Origin of the sequence: Paenibacillus puerhi, assembly GCF_009846885.1 — a bacterium.
GTDB classification, from domain to species: domain Bacteria; phylum Bacillota; class Bacilli; order Paenibacillales; family NBRC-103111; genus Paenibacillus_G; species Paenibacillus_G puerhi.
The window spans coordinates 16153-33190 of record NZ_WUWM01000051.1 but is presented as its reverse complement, the minus strand read 5'-3'; the positions used below and the strand labels follow the sequence as shown (position 1 = coordinate 33190).

Here is a 17038-nt window from a genome sequence, read left to right as displayed (position 1 = left end):
CCATATAATTACCAAATGGACAAAGGCTACCTTTTGATAGGTCATCGACCTTTTGGTCCATGAACGGAATATCCTATTCAGAATAATGTGATAATTAGCTCAGCTAACTTTTATGCAACGCTAGTGAATCAAAACAAAAGATAATGAATACCGAACACAATATGTTTCAATTTCCAATCCTGAGAATAAAGCACTTCAGACTGGTGATGTGCGAGAATTCACGGCATATCTGATTTCTTCGAATTCTTCGGCTGATACGTTAAACGAAAACATCGAATCGATATCCGTCACAAGCGAAGAATCCACATGGGAAGAGAGTAAAATTGAAGGTAGACCTGGAGGAACGTTTGTACAAACACCATTTAACGTCACTTTTGGTGTGCTGAGTTCACCTGTGGAAAAACGTGATGGAAAGAATTTGATCTATAAAGTTGGGGCTCCAATCGGTTACCGCTTTTCAGTGGGTACGACAGAGGATAAGCCTATGTATTTAAAAGAGTCTCTGGAATTTTCCATTGAAATCATTGATGTGGAGAGTCAGCAAGTAGTCTGGTCAGGAAAAACTCCTGCCCTTCCACCGATGAACTTTCCGACATGGGAGAAGTATGAAATTCTTGCTTTTACATGGAATCAATATGACTTGAATGGGAAACCTGTGGCTCCTGGAACGTATATGGCACGCGTTGTAAGTCCTAATTCCATTCAGAATTCAGAAACCGAAACATCAAAAGTACACACTCAAAATTTGAACTTAAACACGATCAATCGTGGAGGTCAACCGATACTGATTGAGCAATAAACCTGCTGAAATTACATTTAAATAATCAAGAAGAAAAGCTTCAGGAGTTCTATGCTCCCGGGGCTTTTTTTTCCGGTGCCTCCGGATTTGTCACTGACATTAAAATCCAATAATAAATTTACATACAAGATCTTAATTCCGACTTTGACCAAAGAAAAAACCGGGGAGCACCCAATAAAAGCTATGCCTGGAATATTGTTTCTTTCGTTGGATTTGATTCATTTATGGGGGTAATGGTTAAAAATAACTATCGAACACTATACTTGAATACCTCATCATCTATAACATAGAGAGGCGAAGGTGATAATATGCTGTCCCAATCATGCGTAGCCATTTTGTTGGCTGGGGGAGAAGGCCGCAGGCTGGGCGTGTTGACCCAAAGCAAAGCAAAACCGGCGGTACATTTCGGAGGTAAATATCGGATTATTGATTTTGCTTTGAGCAATTGCGCGAATTCGGGTATTTCGGCTGTCGGTGTCGTCACCCAATACCAGGCTGCATCTCTGCATCGTCATATAGGTATGGGTGGAAATTGGACAAACCAGGTGAAACTGCTCCCGCCAACGGATGGCGGGGTTTATACAGGAACGGCGGATGCCGTCTATAAAAATATGGATTATTTGCAAGAACATCACCCGGATGATGTTCTTGTGTTGTCTGGAGATCATATCTATCAAATGGATTACCGGAAGCTGCTGGAGCGTCACCGTGAGACAGGAGCGGATGCGACGATTGCGGTAACCCCTGTCGAATGGGAAGAAGCCCATCGATTCGGCATTATGAAGACCGATGCCAGCGGCCAAGTCGTCGAGTTTGCCGAGAAGCCGGCCGAGCCCGAGAGCAATCTGGCTTCCATGGGTATCTATGTGTTCAAATGGTCTTACCTGAAGCGCGTCCTGGAGCAGGATGCCGCGCTGGCCGATTCCAGCCATGACTTCGGTAAGGATGTGATTCCGGCTATGCTGAGTGCGGGCGATCGCGTACAAACGTATTCCTATGAGGGATATTGGCGCGACGTGGGTACGGTGGAAAGCTTATGGGAGGCGCATATGGATCTCGTGGGCGAGGAGCCCAAGTTCCTCTGCCACACGCAAACGTGGCCGTTGCATTCCTCCTTCCAATCCCAGGCAAAGAAATCGCGAATTTCAGGAACGGCTCGTCTGCATCAGGCGCTTGTCGCCCAAGAGGCTTTTGTGTTCGGACAAGTAGAGCGTTCCGTTGTATCGGAAGGAGCTTTCGTAGGACAAGGGAGCGTACTACGCAACTGCGTCGTCATGCCCAAGGCGCGGATCGGCTCCAATGTCTTTATCCGGAATGCGATTATCGGAGAAGGAGCGGTCATCGAAGACGGAGCGACCGTAGGCAGCTTAACGGGCGACGACATTTCCGTGGTGGGCGATGGAGAGAGAGTCGCCAGAAAAGTGGATAAGATCCCGAAAATTTATATGCCAATCGGACAATTTCAATTGGAGCATATCCAATAACCTAGCCGGGGATACCCCGTCGAAAAAAGGAGGCGTTACCGATGTTTCATTCCATTATTGTAGCCAAGGGCGAGCATGAAGTGAGAAGAGCGGTAAGCGACTTGCGTCAGGCCGGTCGGGAGGTGGACCAGATCCAAATACTGGCCCATGAGAGGGTACAGGAAAGCGGGTTGAATCGCCCTCGGTACATGAGCCGAATCGGATTTATTGGAGAAACGATGGCGCATACCGCAACCCCTCTGTACAAGTGCAAAGGGGACGAGCTGAGAGAGAAGCTGGGCTCGCTTGGGCTTTCGCCCTCGGCTGTCGATTACTACGAGCAGGAGATGGCCAAAGGCCATATCGTGATTGCGATAGATGAACAAGCCTTGCATCAGCGTGATCCGGTAGAGGGGCGTCTGCCCGTCGGGTCAACCCGCTAAATAGCGCATCGGAGGGAGAGGGAAGGCATGAAAATGCGGAGCATGGGATGGGCAGCCAGCATTCTCGTCATCGGGATATCGGGCATGTCCTGGGGGATAGCCGGCGAGGCGCCGCGGCAGCCTGAAGCGGTGCTGGCCGCTGCCCGGGTACAGGCGGATGATGGAGCAGGCAGTGTGCTTGCCGAGGCAGTGCCGCTCTCTAGCTCGGTTTCTACGGATGAGGCGGCGGCTTCAGGCAAGCTTGGAGGCGCCACCAACGTTCCTACATCGGGATCGACGTTCGTTGATAAGAACGGCGAGCCCGCCGCCCCGGCAGCCATCCCGCAGCTGGCAGACGCGCCTCTCCCTCTGGAGCGTATTAACGGTCTTGCCGTTACGGATGATCTGAAAACCATCTATGAGCTGAAGGGAGAGCCGATCGCCGTGGAGACCGAGCCGCTGTTCCCGGACGAACGCATCCTCATCTACGAGGATTGCAAGGTGGGGTTGTATCTGCAATCGGTTCAAGCGGTTATGGTGCCTGCAAGCGTGGGCGAGATCGTGATCGACGGCAGGAAGCTGCCCCTTGACGCGGAGGAGCTGAAGGCGGTGCTTGGGACCCCTGACTGGGTCGCGGAAGACGGCATCGTCTACAAGCACGGCGGGAATGCGCTCAAGCTGTTCATTGATCCGGAGCAGGACAAGCTTCTATCCGTTCATCTGTTTCATAACGGGTCCTTATAGCCCGGCAATAGGCGGCTGCTGCCCTCGGGGCGGGCGGCCGTTTTCCATTTTTCGAGAGGAAGAGGTCGTTGTCGGTATGTCCACTAAACGATTATTTCTTTTCTCCCGGGCTTTTGGTAGAATGCAATCAAATTACAGAAAAGCCTTCGCCCTGTCGGATAAAGGCTTTCGACCGAAACACAATGTTACCGAGGTAACCATTCCTTCGAGATCGGCTTATTCAAACAAGCGGGAGGAACCAACATGAGCAACAGCAGCGAACTTTTAGTAGAAGAACGCCGGGGCGGACTGGTGGAGTGCGAATATGCCGGACATATTTGCGGCGTAATGGCAGCGGTACGGTCGTTGGCGAGAACCGGGCTGTATTCCAGCTCCAGCGGGTATAGCGAGTCAAGCCAAGGCCAGTGAAGGCTCACCCTCATGTATGTAAAATAGCGGAGCTCTTAGGCGCCGTCATTTCCTCTCGAACGCCCAGATTACGCGTGTAGGAAGGAAATGGCGCGCCGGAGCTCCGCTAATTCGTCTTTCCTCATCTGAACAGACAGGGCAAAAAAACCTGGCGGCTGTTAACAGCCATCAGGTTTTTTCGGCCTAGCGGAACATCGGGAAGACGTAACGAACGATGAAGTATAGGAAGCCGAAGAAAATCAGAGTATAGGCGGCATATTTGATGAACGTCGAGGCAACCATACCCGAATCCATTTTCTTCTCTACGGTTTTTCTTTCGATGTCTACGTTTTTACTCTGATCCATCATTTATCGCTCCTTTTGACTGAGTTTCGGACCTGTAAGGACTGTCCTTCGTACCTATTATTACCCGAGCCGGCCCATCCTGAATCCGCTTATGAAAGCGATTACGTTTTCTAAAGAATTAGCTAGAATCGTGAAATCGAGTTCAGTTTCTGGTATCCTAGAGAAAGTATAGAAGAACATCGAACGGAGGAGGCTATTGAAATGGATGCTACGAAATTCCGGGTAAACGCGCAAACAACCGCTGGCGCACATATCGTAGCCTTGTCGGGAGAGCTGGATTTGAGTACGGCCGATATGCTGCGGCGCCAGACTGAAGCGCTTGCGGCTGACGCCGCCAGGAAGCTGGTACTGGATATGCGCGAGCTTGCGTATATCGACAGCACCGGGATCGGTGTGATCGTGTCACTGCTCAAGGTCCGGCAGGCGGCGGGGCAGGGGATTCATGTCCAGCATGTACCGGCTAAGGTTCGTCGTCTGTTCGATATGACGGGATTGACGCGCTTTCTGACTTTTATTGAGGGTCCGGAAGGTACGGACGGCTCAATGGGACAAGATACGGCAAGCGGGGATGTGCCTTCAGGCAAGCTTAAGGGGGAGGGGCAATGAATCGTCCGGCGGGAATTGCGGATCGGGAGGTTATCCTGACTATCCCCATGGATATGGAAGAGCTGGATACGGTCCGTCTGACGCTGTACGGCGTCGCTGTTCGTATGGGGTTTACCTATGAAGAGATTGAGGATCTGAAGGTGGCCTTAACGGAGGCTTGCAATCATGCGCTGCTGCAGCAGTTGGATGCAGAGCCCGGAAGGGCGCTGCGGCTGATCTTCCAGATGCGTGCCCGCGAGCTGGTGATCCGTCTGGAGGGAGAGGGCTGCAGGCTAAGCTTCGGAGAAGCGGAGACAAGCGCGGACGACCTGCTGAGACTAGCGGAGGAAGGGGAGCGACCGTTGTTCGAGATCGACCAGCTCGGCTTGTATATGATGCAGGCGTTGGTTGACGAAGTGCGGGTAGTGAGCGCCCGGGAAGAGCAGCAGGCGGGGGGAGGCATCGAGCTGCTGAAGCGGCTGTCCTGATCGTAGGCTAGGACCGGACAACCCCCCACGCGCATCCGATACAGCCCGGCAGGCAGAGGCGTTAAAAAATAGGATCGTCCGGGCATGCAGCATAGCCGGACGGTCCTTTTTGATTTCCGCCGCTTACTCGGCATAGCGGGGGCGGATAAGCCAGCGCTACAGCACGCCTTGAGCTAGAAGCGTCTGCCTATAGCCAAAAAAGCCGTCCCTGCCGCGGCTGGACCGCATAGACAGGGACGGCTCTTTACGGCAAGGTGAGCCGTTTATTCATTTAGATAGGCATCGAGCATCCACACATGCTTCTGCAGCGTGGTTCGCATCGTATTGAGCATGTCATGGGTACCTTCGTCCTCTTTCTCTTCGGCGGCGTCCATCGTTTCCTTAAACTCATCGATAAGCTGGACGTAATCGTCACGAAGGCTTTTCACCATAGCCTCGGCCGTGCCCAGCGGAGCGTGCTCCTTAAGCGTCGTTGCCGCCGCGATTTCCTTGGAGGTCGAGACAGGCGCGCCTTTTAAAGCAAGGATGCGTTCGGCGATCTCATCCATCGTGAGGCTCGCTTCGTCGTAGAGCTCCTCGAATTTCTTATGAAGATCGAAGAAGCCGGAGCCCTTTACAAACCAGTGGTGCTGATGCAGCTTCATGTGCAGAACCGAAAAGTTCGCGACCTGCTGATTAAGCAGCCCGATGAGTTCTTTGTCGGCACCGCCGGATTTCATCGTTTTGGATTCCTTCTCCATTACCTTTGCCATGATTCATTACCTCCTATATCATTCGTTGTATGTAGCGGTCCCGTGGGACGGACCGCGACCCTTCGTTAACCGCTCGCGACAAATCGGACAGTCGGGCGTCCCGACTTCTCGCCCGGTCTGTCCGAGGCTGAGCAGGGCAGGCAGTTCGCCAGCCTGCTTGATTTTCATTACCCTTAGCATGACCGTACGAAACAAGATTCATTCCTTCCTGCGGGCTTCGTTTCAGCCTCTATGGAGCCGGGTAAGAACTAGACAATTCCATTTCAAACCATATTGACGGAGGGATTGTCCATGATTATTGAGATTAGTGTGGCTATCGTCGCGATCGCTTTTGCAGCGCTCGTCGTCTATCTGATTAAAACGCTGCGTTCGGTCACGGAGCTGCTGTCGCAGACGAATGTCACGATCCGTGAAATTCAAGGTCAGATCAACGGGATCAGCGTAGAGGCTACAGAGCTGCTGCGCCATACCAATGAAGTGACGGTGGATGTGCGCAACAAGCTTCATTCGATCGATCCGGTGGTGTATTCCGTCAAGAACATCGGGGATGCCGTCCAGGAGGTAACGGATACGGTGAAGGAGGCGACAGCCGCGGTGGCCGGCTCCATCCGCCGCAATGTACCCGCAGAAACTCCGAAGACGGGCGAAGCGATCAGCCGCGTGATCCAAGCCGTTCCGATGCTGCTTGAAATTTGGCATACCTGGAGAGCTCCTAAGAAAACGACCGCTGCAGCCCGCACTAACTAAATGATTTACGATCCTTTCGGCTGACGCAAGCGAACAACTTTCGTCATCGAATGCCGGTATCTTGTTTCATTCCCTGTATGACCGGGTAATAAGCAGGGAATGAGCAGGATACCGTTTCTTGGGGTGTCCCGAGACAAGCCAGCGTTCAGGAGAAAGGATCGGTACTATGATGGAAAAGTCCAATATGTTTCAAGTGCACACAACTAAAACACCGCAAGCGACGACCGTACATCTTCGAGGCGAGCTTGATTTATCCAAGGTTTCCGAGCTTCGTTCGGCACTCGATCCGTATATCGCGGATACGAGCCGCAGCCTTGTCTTGAATTTGAGGGAGCTGCAATACATTGACAGCACGGGGATTGGTGTGATTGTATCGGTACTAAAGGCGCGGGATGTTTTGAAGGCCCACTTTCTGGTCGAGGACATTCCGCCAAAAATTAAACGAATTTTCGACTTGACGGGTATTACCCCGTTTTTACAGCAGAGCCCCCCTGCGGATTCGTCCGGAGCGCGGATCATAAACGGATAAGAAAGGATCGGAGCATGCGTATGAATTCGGAATCTCACGTGGTTTGTCTCTCTGTCCCTGCTGAGCCGGAGTATATCGATTTGGTTCGTCTGACGCTTTATGGCATCAGCTCCAAGCTTGGTTTTTCCTATGAAGAAATTGAAGATATGAAGGTAGCGGTAGCGGAGGCCTGCAACAATGCCGTGGTTCATGCTTATGAACCCGGCTTTCCGGGTGTGATGGAGGTGCGGTTCGAAAGACTGGAGGATGGACTGCGCATCACGGTGAAGGATGAAGGCCCGAGCTTTGATTATGCAGCCAAGGCCGAGCGTGCCGAATCGTTGCATGATAAAACGCTTAACGAAATCAACGTGGGAGGCCTTGGAATCTATTTGATGCAGGCGCTGATGGATGATGTTGAGGTAAGAACGGGCATCGGCACGGAAGTGACTTTGACCAAACGCGTCATTCGAAGCGAGGAAATGGTATGAAGATCAATTCGGAGCGATCGAATCCAGGGATAAATACGGATGAGCTTATTATTAAATATCAGGAAACTGGCTGTAATGACACCGCTACGATTCTGCTGAAGCAGTATGAGCCGATGGTGAAGATGGCGGCTGGTAAAATGTCCCGGAACCGCCCCGATCTGTTCGAAGATTTGTATCAAGTCGGCCAAATGTCGGTATTGAAGCTGCTGAAGCAATTCGACTTGTCAGTCGGCGTTCAGTTCGAGGCGTATATGATGAAAAGCGTGATCGGCCATATGAAAAATTATTTGCGCGACAAATCCTGGTACGTTCAGGTGCCGCGGCGTATCAAAGAAAAGGGGAATCAGATCCAGCATGTGGTCGATATGCTGACTGTACGCCTGGAGCGGTCGCCCAATGTGGATGAGATCGCCGCGGAGATGGAGCTGTCGGTCGAGGAGACGATCGAGATTCTGGCGGGACGCGATTATTACCATTACGTGTCGCTGGATACGCCGTTGTCTTCCGATGATAACGGGTCCACGATCGGAGATGTGATCGGTACCCCGAGCGATGCTTATCAGCTAGTCGATAACCGGCTTGCGCTGCAGGATGCGCTCGTCCACCTTAAGCCGGAGGAGCAGAAGGTGCTGGAGCTGGCCTACGTGGAGGGACAATCGCAGCGCACGATCGCACAGGAGCTGGGCGTGTCCCAGATGAGTGTGTCACGTATACAGAAACGGGCGTTGGACAAGTTGAAGGCTTACTTTCAAGAGTCGGATGGGCGTCATGGCGTCGGATCCTAGAACGCATTCCTTTACGGGGATGCGTTTTTTGGTTGTTCGTTGTTCCGAGACAGTTTCAGCCGTTACCGGGGAGGGTAATGATAAGCAAGTACGAGAAAGCCAATCCTGAAGAAATCTAAGGCGGTGGATCTTATGACAGTCAAACATCTGATTAAATGTCACGGAAGCGAAATATTAGTCCGGGAAGAAGATGGCTCTTATATTCTGTCAATTCAATCTTCAACCAACCCGCTAGGATTCGGCAGCCCCTTGGAAACGTTTGCAGAAAAAGAAGAAGCTATCCAGGCGGCGGACAAATTCTGTAATCTTCTGACCGCAGCGAAGGAACGCGGATACTATCTGGAGAATGGATACTTCGTTAAGCCCGACAAGGAGAAGCTCTCCGTCAAGCAGTGTCTGCAAAGGGAATTGGGTGAGGACGGTTGGATAACCGAATTGGAGCAGGTGTAGAGTAGCAGGAACCAAACTTCATAGCGACCGACTTAAATAACGGAGCGCCTCTTCTGGAGGGCTCCGTTTTGTGTGCGGCTGCCGCCGGAGCGGGCTGGAGGAGGGTGGGAGTGCCGGGAGAAGGGAATATGAAGCGAGTGAAGGCGTTTTTCCAACCTTACCATAGTGCTCCCGAGCCTTCTTGCTACCCAAAAGTGTTCAAATGAACGGTTACAACCTCGATTACATCTTCTACCATCGCTTCCAACGAGTGGGCTTGAGCGTCTCTGCTCCATTGTAAGGCCGATCCGAATATGCCCCAACTGACGACAAGAGCCCTTGCTTCAAGCTTATCTTGCCGGAAGCTTTGGTGGGGTCCCCATTTCAACCATTGGAGCAGGAGACGATGCAATTCTCTTTGCATGGCTTTTTCTAGCATCGGCTCAAACTGTTTGTCTCCGGGCGTGATGTATTGTCGAAATCGTACTAGAAATTGAAAGATGGTTTGAACAAGGATGTGCAGATTATCTTTACTGAAGGCTGAATCATCCGGCAGTCTTTGTTTGATAATGAGATGAAATTTATCCGTCATCCAATATTCGAGGAAAGCAAACTTATCTTCAAAATGGGCATAGAAGGTTGCACGATTCACGGACGCTCGAGCCGCGATGTCTTGCACGGAAATCGAATAGATGTTTCTCTTTTCCTCGAGCAGATCATTAAAGGCCTGTATAAACAATTGACGGGTTCTTTTTACACGGGGGTCGTCGGGATTTACCGGCATGCTAAACCACCCTTTCTTCGGCTTACAAAAATAGACAAAACGGCAATCGTGTCGGGAACCCAACGAAATCGGCCTTTTGTTGATTGTTCACGAGGTCCAATCCGTTTATCTTTTGATTATGCCTATATGGTTGCACAAAACCGTATGGTAAGCAAATCTTTCGCCGAGGAAAGGATGGAGGTAATATGCTTATCGTTACTGGAGCAAATGGAAAATTAGGCAGAGGCGTGGTAGAGCAATTGCTTAAGCGTATCCCTGTTGAACAGATTGGGGTCAGTGTCAGAGAAGTGAGCAAGGCCCAGGATTTAACGGTTCGTGGGGTCCGTGTTCGTCGTGGCGATTTTGATGATGCGGAGAGCTTGCTTGATGCTTTTGAAGGAGCGTCGCAGGTTCTGCTTATCTCGTCCGGCATTTTGGGAGAGGCGGGTATCCGTCAGCATCAAACAGCCATTCACGCAGCAAAAAAGTCCGGCGTCGGCAGGGTGCTGTACACGAGTCATATGGGTTCTTCGAAGACGTCATATTTTCCGCCCATGATTCACCACGCGGCGACAGAAGCATTGCTTAAAGAATCGGGCATGCCCTACACGTCTCTTCGTAACGGTTTTTACGCCTCCTCTTTGGTTGGATTATTGGGTAAAGCCATCAAAACGGGAGTACTGGTCGTTCCCGAGGACGGTCCGGTTGCCTGGACAACGCACTCGGATTTGGCGCAAGCCACGGCAGTCATTTTAACCGAGCAGAGCTTGGACGGCCTATCCCCGAATCTAACGGCCTCTGAAGCGATTGATATGGAGGGGGTTGCGGCGATGCTTTCGGATCTCACCGGCCGATCGATCTACCCAAAAGTCGTGTCAGACGAAGCGTATAGGGAGTATCTGATCGCACAGGGTTTCCCGGAGCCACGCATTGACATAACTATGGGTTTATTTCGTGCCAGCCGTAATGGGGATTTCGCCCAAACGACTACCGCTTTAACCGATCTGATCGGTCGGCCTCCGATGAAGCTAAGGGATTTTTTGAAGGAGTCTGTGTCCCTATATAGTTGAAAAAAGTAGATCAACGATAGGTCTTTTCAACTATTCGGCTGTTCGCGGTCAATGTCAAGGCGCCGTTCTTCCTAGTCCAGCAATCGCGACCGCTGTAGCCGTGATCATAAGCTATATCCGCCCAATCGGGATGTTCACATTCACGAATGAAGCTTCACTCGGGTCTGATACGTGGACTCAAACTTTATGACACTTGATAATCAATGTAGAGGGTATGATACGAGCCTTCGTTCCAGAGTACCACTTGCTTGAATTACTTGTATCATTGTCATCAACCCTTGAATCCTCAATTACCTTATCAATAACAAATCCGGTATTAATAAGTTCATTAATGAAAGTGCTTATTTTTCGATTGTGCATGACTATTGGTGTACCTCTCCAAGAATCATGTTTTTCAAATCCCTCATTTACATAAGAACGTCTAAACCTTAATTGTTCATTGACGTATTCAACAACACTGTGTACAGGATGTTCCCAACTAAAGACTAAAATACCGCCAGGCTTAAGGCTTCGATAGATATTGCGTAGTGTTTTCGGTAAATCGACTGTCCAACCGAGTGCATAGATAGAGACGGCTTTATCAAAATAATGTTCAGGAAGACCCGGAATATCTTCCATTGGCGATTCTATAAAGGTGACAGGAGTATTTTGTTTCGAGACAACTTCTTTTGCTGTCTTTATTTGTGTACTGGATAGATCTACGCCCCATAGCTCTCGTGCTCCACGTTTAGCAAGGTACTCCAAGGTATGACCGCTTCCACAACCTACTTCTAAAATAACGGCATCTTTAATTTGACCAAGTAAGTGTAGCTCTTCCTCTGTTGGTGCATATGAACCGTAGTCAAGTATGTCAAACGAACCTTCAAAAAACTGGTCAGCGACTTTATCCCAGCCCATTTTGTTTAGTTGAATCATATCCCTTTGTTCCAGCATACTCAATCACCTCATAGAACTTTTATGATATATAGATGGTCTTTGATTGCAAATCCAATATCCTTGATCGAACGTCATTCTTTGAGATGAAAATTTCTTCTCCATTTATATCGAAGCAATATGCAATTGGGATCGACACGCCAGTATCCCGGTAGGAACCATCGGCGTGACTTGTGCCAATAATCATCGTATTGTATGCAATCGCAATTTTTCGAGCTTCATCTATCCATTCTTGAAATTGTTCTTCACTAAACATCCCGACACCAATTGGATGTACCACTAAATCGATGTCTATTTCACTTTCGTATTTAATGCCTTGGACGATTAATTCATCACAAAGTATGTGACCAATTGTCAGTCCTTCTACTTCAACAAACGATGTAGGGCTATATTTGATTCTGTCTAGAATAACAGTCCCTGAACGGTCAATAATAATGGCTCTATCTTTCGGTCGATCGTTCATTCTTCTATGTCCGCCGATGAGTACGGTATTATATCGTTTCGCCAGGCGGCAAGCTTCTTCAACATTTTCATTTAAATATCCCTCAGGGAATATCACTACATCGACAGAGTTGTTATGTAGTTCATTCTCTAGTTGTCTAATAGTTTGTTCAAGCTTTGGTTGAGTAATCATTATTTTCATTTAATCCCTCCAATAAGGTTCAAATGGAATATTTAAAATCATAGCCTAGATGGAAGAATTGGGCAAATCGTTAAAACTAGCGTTCGTGTCTTGCTGCTAACCAAAAAGGAGCGACATTCCGTGGTGCACCGTGGTCGTCATAGTCAGATTAACGGCGTAATAAAATTTTCATTATCTGTGGTGCTCCGACAGGGAATGGGGTGGGAACGAGAAGGATAATTTCGACCAATTGCCTTGTAATACAATGTACTATGTAATACAATTTTATGTAATATATCGGAGGTGAGCGCCGTGGATAAAGAAATGATGAAAGGCAGTATTGATATTTTACTATTAGCCGAACTAAACAGAGGCGATTCTTATGGATACGAGATTATTAAAAACTTAAAACAAAGAAGCAACAACTTCTATGATATGAGCGAAGGAACATTATACCCAGCTTTAAGGCGCCTAGAGAATAAGGGATTTGTGGAATCGTATTGGGGGGAATCAAACGATGGGGGAAGAAGGAAATACTACCGTATCACGGAAAATGGCAAAGCTGAACTTACTCGGAAAATTAAACAATGGAATGAACTTAACATCGTGATATTAAACGTAACGGAGGGAGCCATATGAGCCATATCCAGCGTTACTTACAACAACTCTCTTCAGGTCTTGACTGTGATCCGAGTACAACAAAAGAACTTATCGAGGAGTTCGAAGACCATTTGATGTTATTAAAGAAAGAGTATGTAGAGAAGGGACTTGCGGAAGATATTGCTGAAAAATGTGCGGTTTTTGATTTTGGCGAATACAAATCACTACAACAAAAATTAGACAAAACACTGAACCCCTTCAAAAAAATCTTAAAAGTAACGCATTGGCTATGTTTTGGTATATACGTGTGGTTTGTATCAATGGCTTGTTTTGTGGGAAAATTTGAAAATTTATCGTACCTAAGCAATGCCGGAAGAGGGGTTACTCTAAGGTTTAATTGGGGACTTTATTCAAACCATAATCTAATTCCGTTTAAAAACATAGACCGAGAAATCATTCAATCTGTATTTTGGGTTGCTAAGATAAATGCATTTGACATTACATTTTTCACTACAGCACTAGGTGTTGTTTTGCTTTTTATTCCCTTAGGCTTTTTTCTTCCGATATTATTTAAGGTCAATACTCTAAAGAAAATTATAACGTACTCCGTTGTAACCGGGGTATCTATGGAATTGGTACAATTCATAACCAATACCGGAGCTTTGGATGTAAATGATATTTTATTTTATGTAATCGGCTCGGCAATTGGATGGTTTACATACTCGTCCATCAGAAAAGTAAAAGTACAAAGATTAGGAAAAGCCAAAGCCTGATTGCTGAGGGATGGGAACGATAGCTGAAGCATCGGGGGCGATTTGACTTTGGATAATGTTACTTTCCTATATAGAATGAATCATTGAATTTCCAAAATGAGAAAGGGATGTCCCTATCATCGTCGAACTGATTATAGTAAGAATCGGGATAACGCGGTGGACGGGATGGAGAAAAAGAAAGCCCTAGCTGAAGTGAGAGAACGGTTAAGATTTACAAAGGATCGCGGGATGTACAAGCGATTGCAGACGGTTCGTCTGCGTATCATGGGAATGCCTGTTAAGGAGAGTGCCGATATTCTGTGCAGCTCAGAGAAAACGATTCGGAGTTCAATCAGCGGAAATTGGCAATGACCCGTAGCCTCTAGAATAATGGCAGGGCGAAGGCCGCTTTCCAATTCTAATGATCTCAGTATATCCAAAAGAACTGGTGGTATTGTTGATTATGTAGCAATTTGCAATTTAATATTAATGATAGTTCTACCCGTACGCTGGTTGGTAGAAATACTAGCGCAGTTGAACTCCATTGGGCCTGATTTTAGTCCCATGTATCTACTGATAAAAGCAAGATGATAATTAGCATAAGCCAGATGCGAATTTAGCATCTGGCTATTTGCTTCTTTAAATAACTTCATTTGGGAATTAACTCAAATTCAATCTCGGTTTTTGTTAAATCAGCCTTTTCTATATTGCCTTCCAACTGTTTAGTAATGGTTTGCACTTCACCTAAATCCAAATCGAAATGTGTAAAAACCCATTGTTTTAATAAGAGTGTACCTTCGCTATCGTAGAATCGGATTGAAAGGTTGCTGTTTGCTGGATACTCCTTGTATTTTTTTATTTGAGCAATCATCGAAGTTCTGTTTCCATGAGCAAAATAAAAATTACCCATTCCAACAATCTCACCTTTGTCTTTCAAGGTAAGATTGCGTTCATCAGCAGCATCTATAAAAATCGCCCTTCCTGCGAGAGTGTCATCCCAATATTTTACTGTTGCACCTAAATTTTCAGAAATATAACGGAGTGGAACATACGCTGTATCTTTATAATTCAACACTTCAATGTCCGTTGAAGACGAGGTTTGTTTTCCATTTAAATTAACATTAATCGGTGTTGGCCATAAATAAGCTTGAACTGTTGTTAATACTAAATCAGCATGGACTGTTATAGAACTTGCTAACGCTGCACCTATAACTCCGCCAATTATATATTTTTTCAAAATCAAATACCTCCCACTTTACACATTCATTCTTAGATTTTCAATTATCGACTTCCTTAAGTTGTGAGATATCATGTAGCATTGGCATAATTTTCTGAGCATGCCCCGGCACTCGTTCTAACAAGCTCTCCGCTTGATTCATGATGTCTTCAAGTTGGCGTGTTAGCAATTCATGCTGTTCCAGGAGCGCCTTCATTTCCATTTGCGCAGCTGTTAGTCCTGGGGCTATTCTAATGGACTCCGAAGCTACTCTGACTAGTTTCTCTGCTCTCTTGGTACCCACAGCTCGTTTACATCTTGCTTCCAACGCTTGAGGATCGCAAATGATCCTAGGCCTACCACTTCCTGCGGTATCGGGGATTCGGAAAGTTTGACTAATGACGCTTTCCCTTCCCAGTCCTTAAACACCTGGTTGTACTCTGGAAAGAAACGATCTAACCAGTCTGAACGTGGCGCTGGAACTGGCCGAGATTGACCATGATCTTTTCACGTAATTTCATATAGATCCTTAGATCAGCGTACACATCAGTAGGCAATTGAGGCTCCGTATACTTTCCGTTTCGAACGAGATCTGCGATAACCTCTGCATCACATGATGCGGATTGACGACAACCACTTTAATGCCCTCATTCTGTAGGAACTCGGCGAGTGGAAACCAGTAGTGTCCGGTGGGCTCAATGTCGAATATGATGTCCGTCTTGGCGTGCTACCGTTTTAACTCCTTCATCCACAATACTAGTTTGGTTAGGCCTTCTCGTGAGTTCTCAAACACACAGTCTCTAGCTCAATGACACGGAAGTCGATCGATCGGGCAACATGCGTTTCTTTGGCAATATCTGCTCTGCCAACAAGTGTTTGATCGGTAATTCTTAGAATTCGTTGATTTTGCCTCTGCTTTTGCTTATACTTCATGGTGAGCTTCTCCTTCATTTAGGGCAGTGAATGGTACACATTCCAGACCCAGCATACAGGAGGCGCTCTTTTTGTTTTATAGGAATGGCTCCTAAAAACTTTTTTTATCTATTTATAAGACGTAGAACATCCGCATAAAGTTATTCCGCATAAGATATTTTACACAAAGAATATATTTTAAACCATTTTTTCATATAATTTCATTAATGACCGGGTTGTGTTTTCGCACAACACGGCCAACGACGTTGCCTTGATCTCCTCCTTCACAGCCACGCTGGGCTCCAAGAGGCTCCGCCCAATCGTCCATCAGCAGGTCAGTTAAAGAAAAATCGTGCCGCAGTGCAAGTGAATTCCACTGCGGCAGTCGGGGATCCTCTAAAGGCGACCTTTTCCATTGCCCCAAGAACTGCTTTATCCAGTATGCCTCAGCTTCACATCGATCGTGTGGCCAATAGCATTCTCAACCGAGGCGAACCGCTGCACACGTTCTGAATCAATGTACCGCAAAGCCGTCCATTAATGGAACTCTACGTCATTGGCAAGTGGAGCATCTACCGTCCACGTATGGATGCCAGATCTCGAGTCTCGATAAATCCAGCCCCTATCTTATTAGTTCAAAGAGACAACCCATCGAGTCGGCACCTCCAGAAAAATGCAAAATAACCACATCATTATCATTCAAGGGGAAGAGTTCCACAGGTTTTGCTTTGCGGGCAGCCATGACCGATAGCGCCTGAAGCCTTGGCTCCGTAGTGCTGCCCACAAGAATATCTTTTAAGGTTGGGTGGCAGGATGGCGAAGCCTTGATACCGGCTTGTCATCGTCAAACATGATTGGAGCGGAACGAAGTGGAGTGAAATGATGTTTGGAGCATAGCCCCAAAAAGGCATCTTTGTGAGTCCCGTTAAAAATTCAAATGGAAGCTTGTATTGGTGATCTTTCCAATGCAAGCTTCCATTTGAATTAGGGACGGTGAACCGGGGGATTAGTTTTCAGTCCACATGTTTTGCCTAGAATCTTTTGTTTCAATCATCCGTGGAAATATTATACAATAATTAGCGAGTCAACTAGACTCACAATTTCGAAAGAAATTCGGTGCTAAGATGAATGTATCTATTAATCAGCTCACTGATGAAATTACAAAGATAGGTGTGGGAAAATTAGGGCGATATGAGTATGCTAA

Annotated in this window: 22 protein-coding genes and 1 pseudogene; 15 read left to right on the top strand and 8 right to left on the bottom strand. The window is 47.4% G+C overall.

Annotation, left to right across the window (positions count from 1 at the left end):
• Positions 1-208 precede the first annotated feature (208 nt).
• From GSF01_RS28195 to GSF01_RS28175, 5 genes are all read left to right on the top strand, one after another.
• Positions 209-799 carry a hypothetical protein gene (locus tag GSF01_RS28195; protein WP_159888593.1) on the top strand — a complete coding sequence of 197 codons (591 nt, stop codon included), beginning with the start codon at positions 209-211 and terminating at the stop codon, positions 797-799.
• A gap of 308 nt (positions 800-1107) precedes the next feature.
• Entirely contained in the window at positions 1108-2283 is a 1176-nt protein-coding gene (locus GSF01_RS28190; RefSeq protein ID WP_159888592.1) for a glucose-1-phosphate adenylyltransferase, read from the top strand.
• A gap of 41 nt (positions 2284-2324) precedes the next feature.
• Complete coding sequence (locus tag GSF01_RS28185) at positions 2325-2705, top strand: general stress protein (RefSeq protein ID WP_159888591.1); 381 nt, start codon at positions 2325-2327, stop codon at positions 2703-2705.
• Between the two features lie 27 nt (positions 2706-2732).
• Positions 2733-3428: a hypothetical protein gene (locus tag GSF01_RS28180; protein WP_159888590.1), complete on the top strand. Its 696-nt coding sequence runs from the start codon at positions 2733-2735 to the stop codon at positions 3426-3428.
• 243 nt (positions 3429-3671) lie between these two features.
• Positions 3672-3836, top strand: coding sequence for a hypothetical protein (locus tag GSF01_RS28175; protein WP_159888589.1), 165 nt, complete (start codon positions 3672-3674; stop codon positions 3834-3836).
• A 183-nt stretch (positions 3837-4019) separates the two neighbouring features.
• Here the strand turns inward: GSF01_RS28175 and GSF01_RS28170 are convergent, their stop codons facing one another.
• Entirely contained in the window at positions 4020-4184 is a 165-nt protein-coding gene (locus GSF01_RS28170) for a hypothetical protein (protein WP_159888588.1), read from the bottom strand.
• Positions 4185-4382: 198 nt separating this feature from the next.
• Between GSF01_RS28170 and GSF01_RS28165 the strand changes: the two genes are divergently transcribed.
• Positions 4383-4787, top strand: coding sequence for an STAS domain-containing protein (locus tag GSF01_RS28165; protein WP_159888587.1), 405 nt, complete (start codon positions 4383-4385; stop codon positions 4785-4787).
• A gap of 47 nt (positions 4788-4834) precedes the next feature.
• The gene (locus tag GSF01_RS28160; RefSeq protein WP_456238677.1) at positions 4835-5254 is read left to right on the top strand and encodes an ATP-binding protein; all 420 of its coding nucleotides are present in this window, start codon (positions 4835-4837) and stop codon (positions 5252-5254) included.
• Positions 5255-5517: 263 nt separating this feature from the next.
• On the opposite strand, the gene GSF01_RS28155 is transcribed toward GSF01_RS28160, so the two are convergent.
• Together GSF01_RS28155 and GSF01_RS28150 are read right to left on the bottom strand one after the other, a co-directional pair.
• The gene (locus tag GSF01_RS28155; protein ID WP_159888585.1) at positions 5518-6006 is read right to left on the bottom strand and encodes a Dps family protein; all 489 of its coding nucleotides are present in this window, start codon (positions 6004-6006) and stop codon (positions 5518-5520) included.
• An 18-nt stretch (positions 6007-6024) separates the two neighbouring features.
• Positions 6025-6201, bottom strand: coding sequence for a hypothetical protein (locus tag GSF01_RS28150; protein ID WP_159888584.1), 177 nt, complete (start codon positions 6199-6201; stop codon positions 6025-6027).
• A gap of 96 nt (positions 6202-6297) precedes the next feature.
• On the opposite strand from GSF01_RS28150, the gene GSF01_RS28145 reads away from it, so the two are divergent.
• The 5 genes from GSF01_RS28145 to GSF01_RS28125 all read left to right on the top strand — a co-directional run bounded on the left by GSF01_RS28145 (position 6298) and on the right by GSF01_RS28125 (position 8987).
• Positions 6298-6753, top strand: a complete 456-nt coding sequence (locus GSF01_RS28145) for a DUF948 domain-containing protein (RefSeq protein ID WP_159888583.1) — start codon at positions 6298-6300, stop codon at positions 6751-6753.
• A 169-nt stretch (positions 6754-6922) separates the two neighbouring features.
• Positions 6923-7282, top strand: a complete 360-nt coding sequence (locus GSF01_RS28140; RefSeq protein ID WP_159888595.1) for an STAS domain-containing protein — start codon at positions 6923-6925, stop codon at positions 7280-7282.
• 20 nt (positions 7283-7302) lie between these two features.
• Complete coding sequence (rsbW, locus tag GSF01_RS28135) at positions 7303-7752, top strand: anti-sigma B factor RsbW (RefSeq protein ID WP_159888582.1); 450 nt, start codon at positions 7303-7305, stop codon at positions 7750-7752.
• On the top strand, positions 7749-8537 hold the full coding sequence (locus tag GSF01_RS28130) for a sigma-70 family RNA polymerase sigma factor (protein WP_159888581.1): 789 nt from the start codon (positions 7749-7751) through the stop codon (positions 8535-8537). The genes rsbW and GSF01_RS28130 overlap by 4 nt, the downstream gene beginning before the upstream one ends.
• Positions 8538-8669: 132 nt before the next feature.
• Positions 8670-8987 carry a hypothetical protein gene (locus GSF01_RS28125; protein WP_159888580.1) on the top strand — a complete coding sequence of 106 codons (318 nt, stop codon included), beginning with the start codon at positions 8670-8672 and terminating at the stop codon, positions 8985-8987.
• Positions 8988-9171: 184 nt separating this feature from the next.
• Here GSF01_RS28125 and GSF01_RS28120 read toward each other — a convergent pair whose 3' ends face one another.
• On the bottom strand, positions 9172-9750 hold the full coding sequence (locus GSF01_RS28120; RefSeq protein WP_159888579.1) for a TetR/AcrR family transcriptional regulator: 579 nt from the start codon (positions 9748-9750) through the stop codon (positions 9172-9174).
• A gap of 185 nt (positions 9751-9935) precedes the next feature.
• Between GSF01_RS28120 and GSF01_RS28115 the strand changes: the two genes are divergently transcribed.
• Positions 9936-10799, top strand: coding sequence for an SDR family oxidoreductase (locus GSF01_RS28115; protein ID WP_159888578.1), 864 nt, complete (start codon positions 9936-9938; stop codon positions 10797-10799).
• Positions 10800-10976: 177 nt separating this feature from the next.
• Here the strand turns inward: GSF01_RS28115 and GSF01_RS28110 are convergent, their stop codons facing one another.
• Entirely contained in the window at positions 10977-11732 is a 756-nt protein-coding gene (locus tag GSF01_RS28110) for a class I SAM-dependent methyltransferase (protein ID WP_159888577.1), read from the bottom strand.
• Positions 11733-11754: 22 nt separating this feature from the next.
• Positions 11755-12375: a carbon-nitrogen hydrolase family protein gene (locus GSF01_RS28105; protein WP_159888576.1), complete on the bottom strand. Its 621-nt coding sequence runs from the start codon at positions 12373-12375 to the stop codon at positions 11755-11757.
• Positions 12376-12666: 291 nt separating this feature from the next.
• Here GSF01_RS28105 and GSF01_RS28100 point away from each other — a divergent pair, with 291 nt between their 5' ends.
• Together GSF01_RS28100 and GSF01_RS28095 are read left to right on the top strand one after the other, a co-directional pair.
• Positions 12667-12993 carry a PadR family transcriptional regulator gene (locus GSF01_RS28100; protein ID WP_159888575.1) on the top strand — a complete coding sequence of 109 codons (327 nt, stop codon included), beginning with the start codon at positions 12667-12669 and terminating at the stop codon, positions 12991-12993.
• Positions 12990-13727 carry a VanZ family protein gene (locus GSF01_RS28095; RefSeq protein ID WP_159888574.1) on the top strand — a complete coding sequence of 246 codons (738 nt, stop codon included), beginning with the start codon at positions 12990-12992 and terminating at the stop codon, positions 13725-13727. Before GSF01_RS28100 ends, GSF01_RS28095 begins: the two co-directional genes overlap by 4 nt.
• Before the next feature lie 628 nt (positions 13728-14355).
• Here the strand turns inward: GSF01_RS28095 and GSF01_RS28090 are convergent.
• Together GSF01_RS28090 and GSF01_RS30635 are read right to left on the bottom strand one after the other, a co-directional pair.
• Complete coding sequence (locus GSF01_RS28090; protein WP_159888573.1) at positions 14356-14943, bottom strand: stalk domain-containing protein; 588 nt, start codon at positions 14941-14943, stop codon at positions 14356-14358.
• Positions 14944-15046: 103 nt separating this feature from the next.
• A pseudogene (locus tag GSF01_RS30635) lies at positions 15047-15855 on the bottom strand (IS110 family transposase); the annotation flags it as partial.
• Positions 15856-17038: the final 1183 nt, after the last annotated feature.